This window comes from Cellulosimicrobium sp. Marseille-Q4280 (assembly GCF_943181405.1).
Lineage (GTDB): Bacteria > Actinomycetota > Actinomycetes > Actinomycetales > Cellulomonadaceae > Cellulosimicrobium.
Genome location: NZ_CALPBY010000002.1, coordinates 670,014 through 688,559, shown reverse-complemented (window position 1 = coordinate 688,559; position 18,546 = coordinate 670,014). Strand labels below are relative to the sequence as shown.

Sequence of the window (18,546 nt, the reverse complement as noted above, 5' to 3'; positions counted from 1 at the left end):
GCACTGCGGTGCCGAGCGAGCCGGGCGTGATCACCTCGCCCACCGCCGACCGCCTCGCCGCGCTGCGGGGCGAAGGACGGGCGGCGCTCGTGGGCTACCTCCCGGTCGGGTTCCCGACCGTGGACCGGTCGATCGAGGCCGCGCTCGCGCTCGTCGACGCGGGCGTCGACGTCCTCGAGCTGGGCGTCCCGTACACCGACCCGGTGATGGACGGCCCCGTGATCCAGGCCGCGGCGCAGACCGCGCTGGACGCGGGGAGCCGCGTCGCGGACGTGTTCCGCGTCGTCGAGGCCGTGTCCTCGCGCACGGGCGGCACGGTGCCCGTCCTCGTCATGACCTACTGGAACCCGGTCCTGCGCTACGGCGTCGATGCGTTCGCGCGCGACCTCGCGGCGGCCGGCGGCGCGGGGCTCATCACGCCGGACCTCATCCCCGACGAGGGGCGGGAGTGGATCGAGGCCGCGGACCGCCACGGTCTCGACCGCGTGTTCCTCGTCGCGCCGAGCTCGACGCCCGAGCGGCTGCGCCTGACGGTGCGCGCGACGCGCGGCTTCGTCTACGCGGCCTCGACCATGGGTGTCACGGGGGAGCGGACGCAGGTCGGACCGCGCGCCGAGCAGCTCGTCGCCGACACACGCGCAGCCGGAGCGTCGTTCGTGTGCGTCGGCCTCGGGGTCTCGACCGGCGCGCAGGCCGCGGAGGTCGCGCGCTTCGCCGACGGCGTCATCGTGGGCTCGGCGTTCGTCCGCCCGCTGCTCACGGACGCGCCCTGGGAGGAGCGTCTCGCCGCGCTGCGCGCGGTCGCGTCGTCGCTCGTCGACGGCGTCCGCGGGGCTCGTCCACCGGCCGCCGACGACGAGGCCGCTGCGACGGCGGGGGCCGCGCGCACGGGCGAGGTGGTCGCATGAGCGCCGCGCTCGCCGTCGCGCAGGTCGTCGAGGCCGCGGGCGCGCTGCCCGCGGCGATCCCCAGCCCGCCGCAGCACACGTGGTACCTCGGGCCGTTCCCGATCCGCGCGTACGCGCTCGCGATCCTCGCGGGCATCGTCGTCGCGCTGTGGCTCACCCGGCGTCGCTGGGTCGAGCGCGGCGGCGAGGCGGACGACGTGCTGGAGATCGCCTTCTGGGCCGTGCCGTTCGGCATCATCGGCGGCCGGATCTACCACGTGTTCTCGACGCCCGACCCGTACTGGGGTCCCGGCGGCGACCCGGTCCGCGCGCTGTACGTGTGGGAGGGCGGCCTGGGGATCTGGGGCGCCGTCGCGCTCGGCGCCGTGGGCGCGTACATCGGCTGCCGCCGGCAGAAGGTCAGCTTCCCCGCGTTCGCCGACGCGCTCGCGCCCGGCCTCCTGCTCGCCCAGGCGGTCGGGCGGCTCGGAAACTGGTTCAACCAGGAGCTGTTCGGGTCGCCGACGACGCTCCCGTGGGGCCTGCGGGTCGACGACTCGGTCGCCGCGGCCGCCGGGTTCCCGCCCGGGACGCTGTTCCACCCGACGTTCCTGTACGAGATGGTCTGGAACATCGGCGCTGCCCTGCTCCTGATCTACGTGGACCGTCGGTTCCGGCTCGGTCATGGTCGGGTATTCTGGCTGTACGTCTTCGTCTACACGCTGGGTCGGGTGTGGATCGAGATGTTGCGCATCGACGAGGCCGAGCTCGTCTGGGGTCTTCGGCTGAACGTCTGGACCTCGATCGTGGTCGGTGTCGGTGCGTTGGTAGCGTTTATCGTTGTCGGGCGTCGCCACCCCGGGCGCGAGGAGACGGTCTCTCTGGAGACGTCCTCCGAGGGATCGCCCGAGGAGACGACCGCCACGGCGTCGGAGGAGCCGGTCGAGCAGTCGACCGGTGACGAGGACGCCGAGCAGACCGAGGACTCCGACGACTCGGAGGAGTCCGAGCAGGCAGGTGCCGCGCGACCAGACCCAGGTCGCTGAGCTCCCGTCATTCATCGGCGAATCCGCCGGGCGACCGCCCGGTGGGTTCTGTCATGTCCGTAGGGCCGAAGACGTCCCGAATCCCCCCAGCTGGAACCAGCCCGGCCGTCATGGCCGGGCGCCTGTGAGGACGGTGTTGATGACCACGCCGCAGCATCGGGACGCGTACAGGGCACCTGCCCTGTCCGTGGCTCCCACGGCTCTCGGTCTGTACGACCCCGCCGCCGAGCACGACGCGTGCGGTGTCGCCTTCGTGGCGACGCTGCGCGGTACGCCCGGACGCGACATCGTTGACGCAGGGCTCACCGCCCTGCTCAACCTCGACCACCGCGGCGCCGTCGGCGCCGAGGAGAACAGCGGCGACGGCGCCGGGATCCTCACGCAGATCCCCGACGCCTTCGTGCGCGACGTCGTCGACGCCGAGCTCCCGCCCCCGGGGCACTACGCGATCGGCATGGCGTTCCTCCCGCAGGACGACGAGGCCGCAGCGGCCGCCGTCCGCGGGGTCGAGGCGATCGCGGCCGAGGAGAAGCTCGACGTCCTCGCCTGGCGCGACGTGCCGGTCACGGCCGACCTCGTCGGCCCGTCGGCCCGCGCCTCCATGCCCACGTTCCGCCAGGTCGTCGTCGCCGACCCGGCGCGCGAGCTCTCGGGCGTCGCGCTCGACCGGCGCACGTTCCGGCTGCGCAAGCGCGCCGAGAACGAGCTGGGCCTGTTCTTCGCGTCGCTGTCCGCACGGACGCTCACGTACAAGGGCATGCTCACGACGGCCCAGCTCGAGCCGTTCTTCCCGGACCTGTCCGACCCGCGCTACGCGAGCGAGATCGCGCTCGTGCACTCGCGCTTCTCGACGAACACCTTCCCGTCGTGGCCGCTCGCGCAGCCGTTCCGCATGATCGCGCACAACGGCGAGATCAACACGGTGCGCGGCAACCGCAACTGGATGGCCGCGCGCGAGGGCACGCTGGAGAGCGAGGCGCTCGGCGACCTCGCGCCGCTGCTGCCCGTGTGCTCCGACGGCTCGAGCGACTCCGCGAGCTTCGACGAGGTGCTCGAGCTCCTGCACCTGTCGGGGCGTCCGCTGCCGCACGCGGTCCTCATGATGATCCCGGAGGCGTGGGAGAACCACGCCGACATGGACCCGGACCTGCGCGCGTTCTACGAGTACCACGCGGCCCTCATGGAGCCGTGGGACGGCCCGGCCTGCCTGAACTTCACGGACGGCACCCTCATCGGCGCCGTGCTCGACCGCAACGGCCTGCGCCCCGGGCGCTACTGGGTGACCGAGGACGGGCTCGTCGTGCTGGCGAGCGAGGCGGGCGTGCTCGACCTCGACCCCGCGACGATCGTCCGCAAGGGCCGCCTGGAGCCCGGGCGCATGTTCCTCGTCGACACCGGCCAGGGCCGGATCGTCGAGGACGAGGAGATCAAGTCCCAGCTCGCCGCGCAGCGCCCGTACGCGCAGTGGGTCGCCGACAACTCGGTCTACCTCGACCAGCTCCCCGAGCGCGAGCACGTCGCGCACAGCCCTGCGTCGGTACAGCGGCGCCAGCGCGCCTTCGGCTACACGGAGGAGGAGCTCAAGGTCATCCTCACGCCGATGGGCAACACGGGCGCCGAGCCGCTCGGCGCCATGGGCACCGACACGCCCGTCGCGGTGCTCTCCGAGCGCCCGCGACTGCTGTTCGACTACTTCACGCAGATGTTCGCCCAGGTGACGAACCCGCCGCTCGACGCGATCCGCGAGGAGCTCGTGACGTCGATCGGCGGGGCGATCGGCCCCGAGCCGAACCTCCTCGTCGACACGCCGGAGCACGCGCGCAAGCTCGTGCTGCCGTTCCCCGTGCTCGACAACGACCAGCTCGCGAAGATCATCCGCGTCGACAAGGACCCGAGCCTCGCCGGGATCTTCCGCGCGGTCACCGTCCGCGGTCTGTACCGCGTCGCGGGCGGGGGAGAGGCGCTGCTCGAGCGGCTCGAGGAGATCTTCGCGGAGGTCGACGCGCACGTGGAGGCCGGCGCGAGCTTCATCGTGCTGTCCGACCGCGACTCCGACTCCGACCTCGCGCCGATCCCGTCGCTCCTGCTCTCGAGCGCCGTGCACCACCACCTCCTGCGTCGGCACACCCGTACTCAGGTGTCGCTCGTCGTCGAGGCGGGGGACGTGCGCGAGACGCACCACGTCGCACTCCTCATCGGGTACGGCGCGGCCGCGGTCAACCCGTACCTCGCGATGGAGACGGTCGAGGACCTCGCGCGTCGCGGCTACCTCGCGGTGGACCCCGAGAAGGCCGTCGCGAACCTCATCAAGGCGCTCGGCAAGGGCGTGCTCAAGGTCATGAGCAAGATGGGCATCTCGACCATCTCCTCGTACCGTGGCGCCCAGGTCTTCGAGGCCGTCGGGCTCTCGCACGACCTCGTGCGCGACTACTTCGCGGGCACGACCTCGCGGCTCGGTGGCATCGGTCTCGACGTGGTCGCGGCCGAGGTCGCGGCACGGCACGCCGAGGCGTACCCCGCCTCGGGCAACCACCAGGCGCACGTGCGCCTCACCACCGGCGGCGAGTACCAGTGGCGCCGGGACGGCGAGGAGCACCTCTTCGACCCGGAGACGGTGTTCCGCCTGCAGCACTCGACGCGCGAGCGTCGGTTCGACGTCTTCCGCGACTACACGCACCGGGTCGACGAGCAGTCGTCGCGGCTCATGACGCTGCGCGGCCTGCTCGCGCTGCGCGAGGGGGACCGTCCCGCGGTGCCGCTCGACGAGGTCGAGCCGGTGAGCGAGATCGTCAAGCGGTTCAACACCGGCGCGATGTCCTACGGCTCGATCTCGGCCGAGGCGCACGAGACGCTCGCCATCGCCATGAACCGCCTCGGCGGCCGCTCGAACACGGGCGAGGGCGGCGAGGACTCCGAGCGCCTCTACGACCCGGAGCGTCGCTCGAAGGTCAAGCAGATCGCGTCGGGACGCTTCGGCGTCACGAGCGAGTACCTGACCAACGCCGACGACATCCAGATCAAGCTCGCGCAGGGCGCCAAGCCCGGCGAGGGCGGTCAGCTCCCGGGGCACAAGGTGTACCCGTGGGTCGCGAAGACCCGGCACTCGACGCCGGGTGTCGGCCTCATCTCGCCGCCGCCGCACCACGACATCTACTCGATCGAGGACCTCGCGCAGCTGATCCACGACGCGAAGAACGCGAACCCCGCGGCACGCATCCACGTCAAGCTCGTGTCCGAGTTCGGCGTGGGCACGGTCGCGACGGGCGTGTCCAAGGCGCACGCGGACGTCGTGCTCATCTCCGGGCACGACGGCGGCACGGGCGCGAGCCCGCTCACGTCGCTCAAGCACGCCGGCACGCCGTGGGAGATCGGCCTCGCCGAGACCCAGCAGACGCTCGTGCTCAACAACCTGCGCGACCGCATCGTCGTGCAGGTGGACGGGCAGATGAAGACCGGTCGCGACGTCGTCGTGGCGGCGCTGCTCGGAGCCGAGGAGTTCGGCTTCGCGACCGCACCGATGGTCGTCTCCGGCTGCGTCATGATGCGCGTCTGCCACCTCGACACGTGCCCGGTGGGCGTCGCGACGCAGAACCCCGAGCTGCGCTCGCGGTTCACGGGCAAGCCCGAGTTCGTCGTGAACTTCTTCGAGTTCATCGCCGAGGAGGTGCGCGAGTACCTCGCGCGGCTGGGCTTCCGCAGCATCGAGGAGGCCGTCGGCCGCGTCGAGCTGCTCGACACGCGCAAGGCCGTCGACCACTGGAAGGCGCAGGGCCTGGACCTCGGTCCCGTGCTCGAGCGGCCGGTCCCGGTCGAGGGCTCCTCGCTGCGGAACACCACGACGCAGGACCACGGCCTGGACAAGGCGCTCGACAACCAGCTCATCTCGCTCGCGGCCGACGCGCTCGAGCGGCAGGAGCCGGTCCGGATCTCCCTGTCGGTGCGCAACGTCAACCGCACCGTCGGGACGATGCTCGGCCACGAGGTCACCAAGCGCTACCGCGGCGAGGGCCTGCCCGACGACACGATCGACGTCACTCTCACCGGGTCCGCCGGCCAGTCGTTCGGCGCGTTCGTGCCGCGCGGTGTCACGCTGCGCCTGTTCGGCGACGCGAACGACTACGTCGGCAAGGGACTGTCGGGCGGGCGCATCGTGGTGCGGCCCGACCGCAACGCCGTGCTCACGGGATCGAGCAACGTCGTCGCGGGCAACGTCATCGGCTACGGCGCGACGTCCGGCGAGATCTTCCTGCGCGGGCGCGTCGGCGAGCGCTTCGGCGTGCGCAACTCGGGCGCGACGCTCGTCGTCGAGGGTGTGGGCGACCACGGCTGCGAGTACATGACGGGCGGCACCGTGCTCGTGCTCGGGCCGACCGGGCGCAACTTCGGCGCCGGCATGTCCGGTGGCACGGCGTACGTCCTCGACCTGCGCGAGGCGTCGGTCAACACGAGCGCGCTCGCCACCGGGGAGCTGGGCCTCGGCCCGCTCGAGGACGCCGAGGTCGAGCTCGTGGAGCAGCTCGTGCGGCGGCACCACGAGGAGACCGGGTCGCTGCTCGCGGCCGAGCTCCTCGACGACTTCCCCGCGGCGGTCCGGCGGTTCACCCGCGTGCTGCCGACCGACTTCGCGCGCATGCGCTCCGCGCTGGAGAAGGCCGAGTCCTCGGGTCTCGACCCTGCGGCACCGGGCGTGTGGGACCAGATTCTGGAGGTGGCCCGTGGCTGACCCCCGTGGCTTTCTGAAGGTGCGGGAGCGCGAGCTCCCGCCGAACCGGCCCGTCGCCGTGCGCCTGCGGGACTGGCAGGACGTGCACGCCCACCTCGAGGAGGGGCAGGTCTTCCTCAAGGAGCAGGCGGGCCGCTGCATGGACTGCGGCATCCCGTTCTGCCACCAGGGCTGCCCGCTCGGGAACCTCATCCCGGAGTGGAACGACCTCGTCTACCGCGAGCAGTGGGCCGACGCGATCGACCGCCTCCACGAGACGAACAACTTCCCGGAGTTCACGGGTCGCGTGTGCCCGGCGCCGTGCGAGTCGAGCTGTGTGCTCGGCATCAACCAGCCGGCGGTGACGATCAAGAACGTCGAGGTCTCGATCATCGACGAGGCGTTCGCCCGGGGCTACGTCACGCCGCAGGTGCCTCAGCGCCTCACCGGCTCGACGGTCGCCGTCGTCGGGTCCGGCCCGGCCGGGCTCGCCGCCGCGCAGCAGCTCACGCGCGCCGGCCACACGGTCGCCGTGTACGAGCGGGACGACGCGATCGGCGGGCTGCTGCGCTACGGAATCCCCGACTTCAAGCTCGAGAAGGTCCACATCGACCGCCGCATCGCGCAGATGGAGGCCGAGGGCACGCGGTTCCGCCCCGGCGTCGAGATCGGCGTCGACATCACGTGGGACGAGCTGCGCGCCCGCTTCGACGCGGTCGTCGTCGCGACGGGCGCCACGGTGCCGCGCGACCTCACGATCCCCGGCCGCGAGCTCGACGGCGTCCACTTCGCGATGGAGTTCCTCCACCAGGCGAACGAGGTCGTCGCAGGTCACGAGGTCCCCGGGCAGATCACGGCGACGGGCAAGCACGTCATCGTCATCGGCGGCGGCGACACCGGCTCCGACTGCCTCGGCACGTCGCTGCGCCAGGGCGCGGCGAGCGTCACGACCCTCGCCATCGGCAAGCAGCCCCCGCTCGAGCGGGCCGCGAGCCAGCCCTGGCCGACCGACCCCATCGTCTTCGAGGTGTCGTCCTCGCACGAGGAGGGCGGCGAGCGCGAGTACCTCGCGTCGACCGTCGAGCTCCTCGGTGACGAGGCGGGAAGGGTCACGGCGCTGCGCGTCGCGGAGACCGAGTACCTGCCCGACGGCCGCCGCGTGCCGAAGGCGGGCACCGAGCGCGAGATCCCCGCAGACCTCGTGCTCGTCGCGATGGGCTTCACCGGTCCCGAGACGCACACCCTCACGGGGCAGTCGGAGGCCGGGCTGACGGACCGCGGGCTCGTGGCCCGTGACGACGACTTCGCGTCGACGCTCCCCGGCGTCTTCGTGGCGGGGGACGCCGGGCGCGGTCAGTCGCTGATCGTGTGGGCGATCGCCGAGGGTCGGGCGGCGGCGGCCTCCGTCGACGCCTACCTTCAGGGAGGGACGGAGCTGCCCGCGCCGGTACGCGCGAGCACCGTGTCCTTGCGCGCTTGACGTGCACCCCGGCGCCGGGTGTCCGGCGCCGGGACGATGAGCGGGGCATCCTGGGAGGGGCACCCCGCGACGACCGGCTCGCGGCCGGTCGGAGAACCAGAGGCTGGAGATATGCGCAGAGCAAAGATCGTCTGCACCATCGGACCCGCGACCGAGTCGAAGGAGCAGCTCAAGGCGCTCGTCGACGCCGGGATGGACGTGGCCCGGATCAACCGGAGCCACGGCAGCGCCGCGGAGCACGAGGCCGTCTACCACGGCGTCCGTGAGGCCGCAGCGGCCTCGGGCCGCTCCGTCGCCGTCCTCGTCGACCTCCAGGGGCCGAAGATCCGCCTCGGGCGTTTCGGCGGCGACGAGAAGCACTGGCTCGACGAGGGTGACACGTTCACCATCACGACCGAGGACGTCGTCGGCACCAAGGAGCTCGTCTCGACGACCCACAAGGGCCTGCCGGGCGACGCACGCGTCGGGGACCCGCTGCTCATCGACGACGGCAAGGTGCTCGTCCGGGTCACGGCGGTCGAGGGACCGCGCGTGGTCACCCGCGTCGAGGTCGCCGGCCCGGTGTCCAACAACAAGGGCATCAACCTGCCCGGGGTCGCCGTCTCCGTCCCGGCGCTGTCCGAGAAGGACCGCGACGACCTCCGGTGGGCGCTGCGCCTCGGCGCCGACATCATCGCGCTGTCGTTCGTTCGCTCCGCGGCCGACTTCGACGACGTCAAGGCGATCATGGACGAGGAGGGCCGCACGGTCCCGGTCGTCGCGAAGATCGAGAAGCCGCAGGCGATCGACAACCTCGCCGAGATCGTCGACGCCTTCGACGGCGTCATGGTCGCGCGCGGCGACCTCGCGGTCGAGCTCCCGCTCGAGCAGGTCCCGCTCGTGCAGAAGCGCATCGTCGAGCTCGCGCGCCGCAACGCGAAGCCCGTCATCGTGGCCACGCAGGTGCTCGAGTCCATGACGAACTCGCCGCGCCCCACGCGCGCCGAGGCGTCGGACTGCGCCAACGCCGTGCTCGACGGCGCGGACGCGGTCATGCTGTCCGGCGAGACGAGCGTCGGGGAGTACCCGATCCTCACCGTCCAGACGATGGCCCGCATCATCGAGGCGACGGAGGAGGCCGGACGCGAGCGCATCGCCCCGCTCGGCTCGACGCCGCACACCCGCGGTGGCGCGATCACCCGTGCCGCTGCGGAGATCGGCGAGATCCTCGGCGTCAAGTACCTCGTGACGTTCACGCAGTCGGGCGACTCGGCGCGTCGCATGTCGCGCCTGCGCTCGTCGATCCCGCTGCTCGCCTTCACGCCGCGCGAGCACGTGCGCAACGTCCTGTCGCTCACGTGGGGCACGCAGACGTACCAGGTCCCCGAGGTGGAGAACACGGACGCGATGGTCGGCCAGGTCGACACGACCCTGCAGGCCAACGGTCTCGCCGAGGTCGGCGACCTCGTCGTCGTGGTGTCCGGCGCGCCGGTCGGCCAGCCCGGCACGACGAACTCGATCCTCGTGCACAAGATCGGCGACCACTCCGACACCCGGAAGTGACGCCGTCGCACCCGTGAGGGTGCGCACGACCTGACGCCCGGGTGGGCGCGCCGCACGGCGCACCCACCCGGGCGTCGTCGTACCGCACTCTCGAGGTGGCGGCGTGAGCGGTCGAGCTGGACGGAAACGGAGCGACAGCGACCCGGCGACGCCCCTACCATCTCGGGATGCGCGCCGTGCCCGACTCCCTGGACCCCGAGGTCGTGCGTCGGGTCGACGCGCGGCTCGACGCCGTGGTGCGGGACGAGCGGGTCGCGATCCCGCTCGCCGTGGAGAGCGGGAGCCAGGCCTGGGGTTTCCCGTCGCCGGACTCCGACTACGACTGCCGCTTCCTGTACGTGCGGTCGCGCGCGGACTACCTCGACCCCTGGCCGGCGCGCGACGTCGTCGAGACGCCGCTCGACGCCGTGCTCGACGTCAACGGCTGGGACCTGCTCAAGGCCGTGCGCCTGATGGTGCGCGGGAACGCGACCGTGACGGAGTGGTTGCGGTCGCGGATCGTCTATCGCGGGGACGACGGGTTCCGGGCCGAGATGCTGCGGCTCGCGGAGCAGGTCGTGAACCGTGACGACATGCGTCGGCACTATCTGCACGTCGCGCTCGCCCAGGGGCGACGGCACGGGGCGGGCGACGACGGCGCTCTGGTCGCCGGTGCCGGCGCCGCCGGGCCGCGCCTCAAGACGTTCTTCTACGTCCTGCGTCCCGCCGCGGCCCTGCGCTGGCTGCGCGTGCACGACGGCGCGGTGGCGCCGCCGATCGACCTGCTGCGGCTTCTCGAGGAGTCCGCCGCGCCGGGCGTCGTCGTGCGCGCGGCGGCGGACCTCGTGGCGCGCAAGGCGGTCACGCGCGAGGCCGGCACGGGCACGGTCCCGGGCGTTCTCGCGAGGTTCGTCGAGGACGAGCTGGACCGTGCGCGGACGGCCGTCGGGACGGCGAGGAACGGCGTGGCGGCCGACGGTGTCGCGGGGAAGCGTGCGGCGGCGCGCGAGACGGCCGCCGAGGCGTTCCGCGGTCTCGTGGACCGGTACGCCCCGGACGTCACACGGCGGCCGGCTCCCACGGTGTGAGCCATGCCGGAGCGTCGGGGCTGAGCGCGAGCGCTCGCAGCATGCCGTCGAGCACGGTGGCACGGTCGAACTGCAGGGCGTGGGCGCGCGCGGCCTCTCGCGCGCGCGCACGCGCCGCCGGGTCGGCCGCCAGGATCTCGTCGAGGGCGCGGGCGATCGCCGCCGGGTCGGCGACCGGGACGATCGTCGCGTGGTCACCGACGGCCTCGCCGATGCCTCCGGTGTCGGTCGTCACGACAGGCCCGCCGCCCGCGAGCATCGACTCGGTGAGGGCGATGCCGAACGTCTCGACGAACTCGGGTCGCGGCTTGCTCGGGAGCACGAACGCGGCGCTCGCCGCCATGAGGTGCGGCTTCTCCGCGTCGTCGACGTCGTCCAGGAACGTGATGCGGTCGGCGACCGCGCTCGCGGCGGCCTGCGCGCGCAGCTCCGCCTCCTGCGGGCCGCGGCCCGCGACGACGAGCCGGTGCGTCGTGGCCGCACCGGAGCGCGCGAACCCCTCGATCAGGTCGTCGACGCCCTTCGCGGCGGCGAGCCGCGAGAGGAACAGCACGTAGCCGTCCGCGTGGAGCCCTCGTCGCGCGAGGACGGCGGCGGTCTCCTCGGGGTCGAGGTCCGTGTACGCGCTCGTGTCGATCGCTGGGTACGAGACCCGCACGCGCTCGCGGCACTGCGGGGCGAAGAAGGTGCCGTGCCGGTCGTCGATCTCCTGGGCGCACTCGACGATGAGGTCGCGCGTGTAGCGGGACACCGCGACGCACAGGTCGCTGGACAGGTAGTCGGCGAGCACGTGCGCGGCGGCGCCGAACCGCCCGGCCTCGACGCACGAGCGCACGACGTTCGTCACGTCCGAGCCGACGGCCTCGGCGACGGTCGCGACGTCGACCGGCAGACCGGTGCTGCGCGCGACCCGCACCGCGTCGGAGACCGCGGTCGTGTGCGGGCTGAGGTAGAGCGAGAGGCAGACCGTCGGGACGCCGTCGGTGAAGAGCTCGACGAGCCGACCCGTGAGCCCGGCGAGGTACCGGCCGTCGGGGACCTTGTAGTCGCCGACGGGCTCCGGCCGCTCGACGGTGATGCCCGGGCTGTAGGGCAGGACGGTGTCGAGCGGCTTGAGCGGCAGCCCGGCCTCGCGCAGCCGGTCGACCGGCCACGTGACGATCCGGACGTCGGTGAACCCTCGGTGGAGCGCGGCCTCCGCGAGGTTGCGCGCCTCTCCGGAGTGGCCGCAGATCACGGGGTCGGCGCGGACGACGATCACGAGTCGGCGGTCGCGGGTGGCGTCGGTGCGGTTCATGGCGTCTCCCGGGAGGGTGGGGTGGGTGTGGTGAGGTACCGGGGTGGTGGGAAGGACGGAGGCCTGTCGGCGAGGGCGGTGCCCCACGCGGCCGGCTCCGACCCGAGCTCGAGGAGGAGTCGCCCGCCGCCACGGACGATGCTCGCGGGGACCCAGGTCCGGGTGAGCGGGCGCCCGTCGAGCCAGGCGGCGCGGACGTACTGCGGCGGCGTCGACCGGCCCGGCGGCGCGAACCCGGTGGTCTCGATCGTGAGGACCCCGCCGGGGACCTTCAGACGGGACTCGGAGAAGGCCGGGGCGCTGACGAGGAAGAGCGCCTGCCCGGCGACGGGGAACAGCCCGAGCGACGCCCACACGTACCAGGAGCTCAGCCCGCCGGAGTCGTCGTTGCCGGGCAGCCCACCGGGACCGGGGCCGAACCGCTGGTGCACGGCCGCGTGCACGACCTCGGCCGTGCGGTCGGGCCGGCCCGCGTAGTGGTAGGCCCACGGGGCCTCCATGTCGGGCTCGTTGTTCAGCCCCTCGAACCGGTCGAGCGCGTACCCCGCGGCCATCTCCGCGACGCCGGGCCGCTCGCCCGGCTGGACGACCGGCTCTGCGCCGTACCCGAAGAACCGGTCGAGCAGCGCGACGAACGCGTCGTCACCTCCCGCGAGCGCGATCCGTGCCGCCATGTCGTGCACGAGGCGGAACGAGTAGTTCCAGCGCCCGCCCTCGTAGAAGGTCGAGTCGTGCAGCAGCCCGGTGGACGGGTCGAACGCGTTGGCCCACCCGGTGGCGAGCCGGGCGAGCTCGTCGGCGAGCGCGACGTCGCCGACGCGACGCGCGACCCGCTCGGTGCACCAGTACCCGAACGCGAGGTCGAGCGTGTGGCTGATCGGGTGCGCGACGCCGTGCAGGAGGTAGTCCTCCCCGTACGTGCGGCGCAGGTCGTTGTGCATGTGGACCAGGGCCCAGTCCCAGTCCATCCCCGGGACCTCGAGCGCGCACAGGTCGGCGAGGAACGTCTGGACGAGAGCGCTGGCCTGCCGCGAGAACCGGTCCGCGCCGCGCGCCATCCGGTAGCCGATGGGGAAGTTGCCCTCCTCCTCGCAGATGTGCAGCAGCGCCGTCGCGAGCTCGACGGCGCGCTCCGGGAAGAACGTCGTGAGCAGGGGGAGCTGCGTGCGGTAGATGTCCCACATCGTCGAGACGTCGTACGCGAACGGCCCGTCGGTCGGCCAGAACGGGCTCTCGTCGGGGGCGAGGCAGGGTTTGAGGAGCGAGTGGTAGAGCGCCGTCGCGAAGACCGATCGGCGCTCGTCGTCCGCGCCGTCGACCTCGACGCGACCGAGGTGCTCGCGCCATGTGGCCGTCGTGACCGTGCGTCGCTCCGCGAACGACGCCGGTCCCGGTCCGCAGTCCGTGACGAGGTTGTCGCGGGCCCGCTCGGGGCCGCGCAGGGAGAACCCGACGCGCAGCTCGACGACCTGGCCCGCGCTCGTCGGTCCCGCCCACATGAGACCGAACGGGCGCAGGGTCGTCGGCCGGATGTCGCCGAACTCCAGGCGCGTGCTGCCCGGCATGAGGCGCCGGTCGTACCAGAGCATCTGGCGCCAGCGCGGGGCGTCGCACTCGAGGTGAGCGGCCAGCGGTGCGCCCTCGACGACGATCTCGCCGTAGGCGGACCCCGGTCCGAGGGTCCCGAGGTGGGCGCGCAGCGGGACGGTCGCGCCGTACGGGATGGCCAGGCCACCGAGCGAGAGGTCGACGACGATCCGGGCGTCAGGGTGCTCGGGGAACGTGAAGCGGTGCACGGCGCTCTTGGGCCCCACCGTCACCTCGCAGCGCACGCCGCTCGCGAGCGTCGCCGCGTAGTAGCCGGGCGAGGCGACCTCGTCGTGCAGCGCCCACGTGCGCCCCAGCGCGTCGAGGGGCTCGAGCATCGGCGTCACCCGGAGGTAGTTGTAGTACTTGCGGATCGCCCCGGTGCCGGACTGCTGGAAGTGCGTGACGCCCGACGCGAGCTGGTCGTCGGCGAGCGACGTCGGCAGCCCCTCCGTGCTGATGTCGTAGCGCCCGTAGCCGGTGGGGTACGCGCCCGAGTACGCGCACGCGGACACCATGCCGAGCGGATGGCACGCGCCCGGGTGGGTGTTCCCGACCTGAGGCTTCGGCGCCCACCAGGTCGCCGCGAGACCCGTCGCAGGAGGCAGGGCGGTGGCCTCCGTGCCGACGAAGGGGTCGACGAGGTCGAGCAGGCTGTCGGTCATGGACCCCCCCTCCGCGGTCACCGGCCACGTGCGGCGCCGCGTCCCGTGCGTGCGTCGTGCTGCGACGGTACGACCGCGGTGTGTCCGGGGAGTTTCCGTCAGGTGACGCGGGCCCGGCGGCCGCCGACGCGCCGTCGCAGCCGCCGCGCACAGCTCCGAGCACCGCCGGGGCACCGTCCACCGACACCGTCCGTTCGCCCGCCGTGCACCTGGCCCGTCTACCCTTCGCCCAGGACCATCCACCAGCCCTGGAGCAGTGTGCAGCCCGTCACCACCTCGCCCGACCCTCTCCTCGCGGCCGACCGCGCGCCCGCTCCGAGGACGCTCCTCGACGTCCTCGCCTCGACGGCGGCCGCCCACCCGGAGGCCCCGGCGATCGACGACGGCCGGCCGCTGACCTACGCGCAGCTCCTCACCGAGGTCGGTGCGCGGGCGGCCCGGCTCGTCGAGCAGGGGGTCGGGCCGGGGGACCGGGTCGGCGTCCGGGCGACGTCCGGACGCGCCGACCTGTACCTCTCGATCCTCGCGATCCTCACCGCCGGAGCGGCCTACGTCCCCGTCGACAAGGACGACCCGGAGGAGCGGGCGGAGCTCGTCTTCACCGAGGCGCGGGTCCGTGCGGTCGTGGGTGACGACGGGCATCTCGCCGTTCCGCCGGACGTCGGACCCAGCCCGCGCACGGGGGAGCGTCCCGGTCCGGAGGACGACGCCTGGATCATCTTCACGTCGGGGTCGACGGGCACGCCCAAGGGCGTGGCCGTGACGCACCGCAGCGCGGCGGCGTTCGTCGACGCCGAGGCGCGGCTCTTCCTGCAGGACGCCCCGCTCGGGCCGAGGGACAGGGTCCTGGCCGGGCTGTCCGTCGCGTTCGACGCCTCGTGCGAGGAGATGTGGCTCGCGTGGCGTCACGGCGCGTGCCTCGTCCCCGCCCCCCGGTCGCTCGTGCGGACGGGCGCCGACCTCGGTCCGTGGGTCGCGGAGCAGGGGATCACCGTCGTCTCGACCGTCCCGACGCTCGCGGGCCTCCTGCCGCCGGAGACGCTGAGCTCCGTGCGCCTGCTGATCTTCGGCGGCGAGGCGTGCCCGCCCGATCTCGTCGACCGGCTCGCTGTGCCGGGCCGCGAGGTGTGGAACACCTACGGGCCGACCGAGGCCACCGTCGTGGCGTGCGCCGCGCTGCTCGGGGGCCCCGGTCCCGTGCGCATCGGGCTGCCGCTCGACGGCTGGGACCTCGCGGTCGTCGGCCCCGACGGCGCGCCGGTCGCGCCCGGTGCGACGGGCGAGCTGGTGATCGGCGGCGTCGGGCTCGCGCGCTACCTCGACCCGGCCAAGGACGCCGAGAAGTACGCCCCGCACCCCGGCCTCGGGTGGGACCGCGCCTACCGGTCGGGCGACCTCGTCGTGCGCGACGACGCAGGGCTGCTCTTCGTCGGGCGCGCCGACGACCAGGTGAAGGTCGGCGGCCGGCGGATCGAGCTCGGCGAGATCGACTCCGCGCTGCTCGGGCTCGACGGCGTGAGCGCCGCCGCGAGCGCCGTCCGCCGCTCGGAGGCGGGGAACCAGGTGCTCGTCGGGTACCTGGTGCCGGACCCGGGTCGAGGAGAGGAGCTCGACGCGCGGGCGTGCGTCGAGGCGCTGCGCCACACGCTCCCCGCCGCGCTCGTCCCCCTCCTCGCGGTCGTCGACGAGATCCCCACCCGGACGTCGGGCAAGGTCGACCGCGACGCGCTCCCGTGGCCGCTGCCGGAGGGCGCGCGGCTCGCCGCGGAGTCCCGCGTGCCGGACGACGCCCAGCCGCTCACCCCCGGCGAGGAATGGGTCGCGGGCATCTGGCGGACGGTGCTCGGCGCCGCGCCGCAGGTCGCGGACGACGACTTCTTCGAGCTGGGCGGCGGGAGCCTCACGGCGGCCCAAGTGGTCTCGGCGCTGCGCGAACGCCTGCCGAGCACCACGGTGGCCGACCTCTACGACAACCCGTCGGTGGGGGAGCTCGCCGCGTTCGTCGAGCGCGGCGCCGGGGCCCGTGCCACGGCCACGGACGGCACCGCACCGGGTGGCGGGCCCACGGCCCGGCCGACGAGCCCGGCCGCCCCGGTGGGGTGGCGGACGCAGGCGGTGCAGCTGCTCGTCGTGCTCGCGCTGCGCACGATCGCCGGGCTGCGCTGGTTGGTCTGGGTGGCTGCCCTCGGCAACGTGCTCGCCGCCACGACGTCGCTCCCGTTCGTCCGCCCGGTCTCGTGGTGGTGGGTGGTCGCCGGCTGGCTCCTGCTGGTGAGCCCGCCGGGCCGCCTGCTCGTCGCGGCCGTCGGCGCGCGCCTGCTCCTGCGCGGCGTGCGGCCGGGGAGCTATCCCCGTGGCGGGAACGTCCACCTGCGGCTCTGGGCGGCGGAGGGCCTGGTCGGTGCGAGCGGTGGCGTGACGGTGGCCGGTGCGCCGCTCGTCGGCCTGTACGCGCGCCTGCTCGGCGCGAAGGTGGGTCGCGACGCCGAGCTGCACGCGCTGCCCCCCGTGACCGGGATGCTCGTCCTGGGCAAGGGGAGCGCGGTCGAGCCCGAGGTCGACCTGTCCGGGCACTGGCTCGACGGCGACACGCTCCACCTCGGCAGGGTGCGGGTCGGAGCCGGCGCGACGATCGGCGCCCGCTCGACCCTCCTCCCCGGTGCACGGGTCGGCAAGGGCGCGGACGTGGCCGCGGGGTCGTGCGTCGCGGGACGCGTGGGCGCGAGCGAGTACTGGGCGGGGTCGCCCGCCGTGCGGGTCCGCACCGAGGTGAAGCACCCCTGGCCCGACGAGCGGCCCCCGCGGCGACGCCGGTGGGAGGTCGCGTACGGGCTGAGCGGGCTCGCACTGAGCCTGCTCCCGGTGCTCGCCGTCGCGTCGGGGCTCCTCGTGCTGCTCGCGGGCGTGCCGCTGACCGGCGTCCCGCGGGACGTCGGGGCGCTGCTCGGACCGCTCGCGGCGTGGGTCCCCGCCGCGGCGCTCGCGGCAGCGGCGACGTACGCCGCGCTCGTGCTCGCCAGCGTCCGGCTCCTCGCCGTCGGCCTCGGCGAGGGCTACCACGCCGCGCACAGCCGGCAGGGCTGGCAGGCGTGGGTCACGCAGCGGCTCATGGACTCGGCGCGCACCGCGCTGTTCCCGCTGTACTCGAGCGTCTTCACGCCCGGGTGGCTGCGCCTGCTCGGCGCGCGCGTGGGGCGCGACGTCGAGGCCTCGACCGTGGTCGGCCTCCCGTCGATGATGGAGGTCGCGCGGGGCGCGTTCCTCGCCGACGACACGATGGTGGCTCCCTACGAGCTCGGCGGCGGCTGGGTCCGGGTCGCCCGGGCGCGCGTCGGCAAGCGCGCGTTCCTCGGCAACTCGGGGATCACCGCGCCGGGTCGCTCCGTGCCGAAGAACGGCCTCGTCGCCGTGCTCTCCGCCGCACCGGCGAAGGCGAAGGCCGGGTCGTCGTGGCTCGGCAGCCCGCCGACCCGGCTGCGTCGCGTCGCGCAGGGCGAGACCGACGAGTCCCGGACGTTCTCGCCGCCGGCCCGGCTGCTCGTCGCGCGGGGCGCGTTCGAGGTGCTGCGCTGGGCGGCCGTCGTGTGCTCGGCGTACCTGGCCGTCGCGGTGGTCGTCGTGCTCCTGACCGTCGTCGACACCCGGGGTCTGGGCACGGCCGCGCTCGTGTCCGGGGTGGTCCTGCTCGCCGCGGGGGCGACGGGAGCGCTCCTGACGACGGCGGCCAAGTGGGTGCTGGTGGGCCGGTTCCGCGCGGGTGACCATCCCCTGTGGAGCACGTTCGTCTGGCGCAACGAGCTCCAGGACACGTTCGTCGAGGTGGTCGCCGCGCCGTGGTTCGCCGTGCACGTGTACGGCACCCCGCTGCTCACCGCCTGGCTGCGCACGCTCGGCGCGCGCGTCGGCCGCGGCGTGTGGTGCGAGACGTACTGGCTCCCCGAGGCCGACCTGGTGCACCTGGACGACGGCGCGACCGTCGGCCGGGGGTGCGTCCTGCAGACCCACCTGTTCCACGACCGCGTGATGAGCCTCGACACGGTGCGCGTGGCGCCGGGCGCCTCGATCGGCCCGCACGGGGTGATCCTGCCCGCCGCCGTCGTCGCGGACGGCGCCCGCGTCGGTCCCGCCTCCCTCGTGATGCGCGGCGAGCTCGTGCCGCCGGGGTCGCTCTGGCACGGCAACCCGATCGTCCCGTGGACGAGCGAGCTGCCCGCGCCCGTTCGACCGAGGAGCGGGCCGGTGGGCGCGCGGTGAGCGGGCCCGTCCTCACGTA

The 18,546-nt window shown here is 73.7% G+C and carries 9 protein-coding genes; 7 read left to right on the top strand and 2 right to left on the bottom strand.

Going from position 1 to position 18,546, the window contains the following annotated elements; all coding sequences use genetic code 11:
* The first annotated feature begins 26 nt into the window (after window positions 1–26).
* From trpA to NFS20_RS07815, 6 genes are all read left to right on the top strand, one after another.
* A complete protein-coding gene (gene trpA / locus NFS20_RS07840) occupies window positions 27–908 on the top strand; it encodes a tryptophan synthase subunit alpha (protein WP_251151164.1) in 882 nt (293 codons plus the stop codon).
* Window positions 905–1,933, top strand: a complete 1,029-nt coding sequence (lgt, locus tag NFS20_RS07835; RefSeq protein ID WP_251151163.1) for a prolipoprotein diacylglyceryl transferase — start codon at window positions 905–907, stop codon at window positions 1,931–1,933. The genes trpA and lgt overlap by 4 nt, the downstream gene beginning before the upstream one ends.
* Window positions 1,934–2,072: 139 nt before the next feature.
* Window positions 2,073–6,656: a glutamate synthase large subunit gene (gene gltB, locus NFS20_RS07830; RefSeq protein ID WP_251151162.1), complete on the top strand. Its 4,584-nt coding sequence runs from the start codon at window positions 2,073–2,075 to the stop codon at window positions 6,654–6,656.
* On the top strand, window positions 6,649–8,115 hold the full coding sequence (locus NFS20_RS07825) for a glutamate synthase subunit beta (RefSeq protein WP_251151161.1): 1,467 nt from the start codon (window positions 6,649–6,651) through the stop codon (window positions 8,113–8,115). The genes gltB and NFS20_RS07825 overlap by 8 nt, the downstream gene beginning before the upstream one ends.
* Before the next feature lie 111 nt (window positions 8,116–8,226).
* Window positions 8,227–9,657, top strand: coding sequence for a pyruvate kinase (gene pyk / locus NFS20_RS07820; protein ID WP_251151160.1), 1,431 nt, complete (start codon window positions 8,227–8,229; stop codon window positions 9,655–9,657).
* A gap of 167 nt (window positions 9,658–9,824) precedes the next feature.
* Entirely contained in the window at window positions 9,825–10,724 is a 900-nt protein-coding gene (locus NFS20_RS07815) for a nucleotidyltransferase domain-containing protein (RefSeq protein ID WP_251151159.1), read from the top strand.
* Here NFS20_RS07815 and NFS20_RS07810 read toward each other — a convergent pair.
* Complete coding sequence (locus NFS20_RS07810) at window positions 10,696–12,021, bottom strand: glycosyltransferase (protein WP_251151158.1); 1,326 nt, start codon at window positions 12,019–12,021, stop codon at window positions 10,696–10,698. The two genes, NFS20_RS07815 and NFS20_RS07810, sit on opposite strands and share 29 nt — an antisense overlap.
* On the bottom strand, window positions 12,018–14,273 hold the full coding sequence (locus NFS20_RS07805; protein ID WP_251151157.1) for a glycoside hydrolase domain-containing protein: 2,256 nt from the start codon (window positions 14,271–14,273) through the stop codon (window positions 12,018–12,020). The genes NFS20_RS07810 and NFS20_RS07805 overlap by 4 nt, the downstream gene beginning before the upstream one ends.
* Window positions 14,274–14,531: 258 nt before the next feature.
* On the opposite strand from NFS20_RS07805, the gene NFS20_RS07800 reads away from it, so the two are divergent.
* Window positions 14,532–18,527: a Pls/PosA family non-ribosomal peptide synthetase gene (locus NFS20_RS07800; RefSeq protein WP_251151156.1), complete on the top strand. Its 3,996-nt coding sequence runs from the start codon at window positions 14,532–14,534 to the stop codon at window positions 18,525–18,527.
* Window positions 18,528–18,546 lie beyond the last annotated feature (19 nt).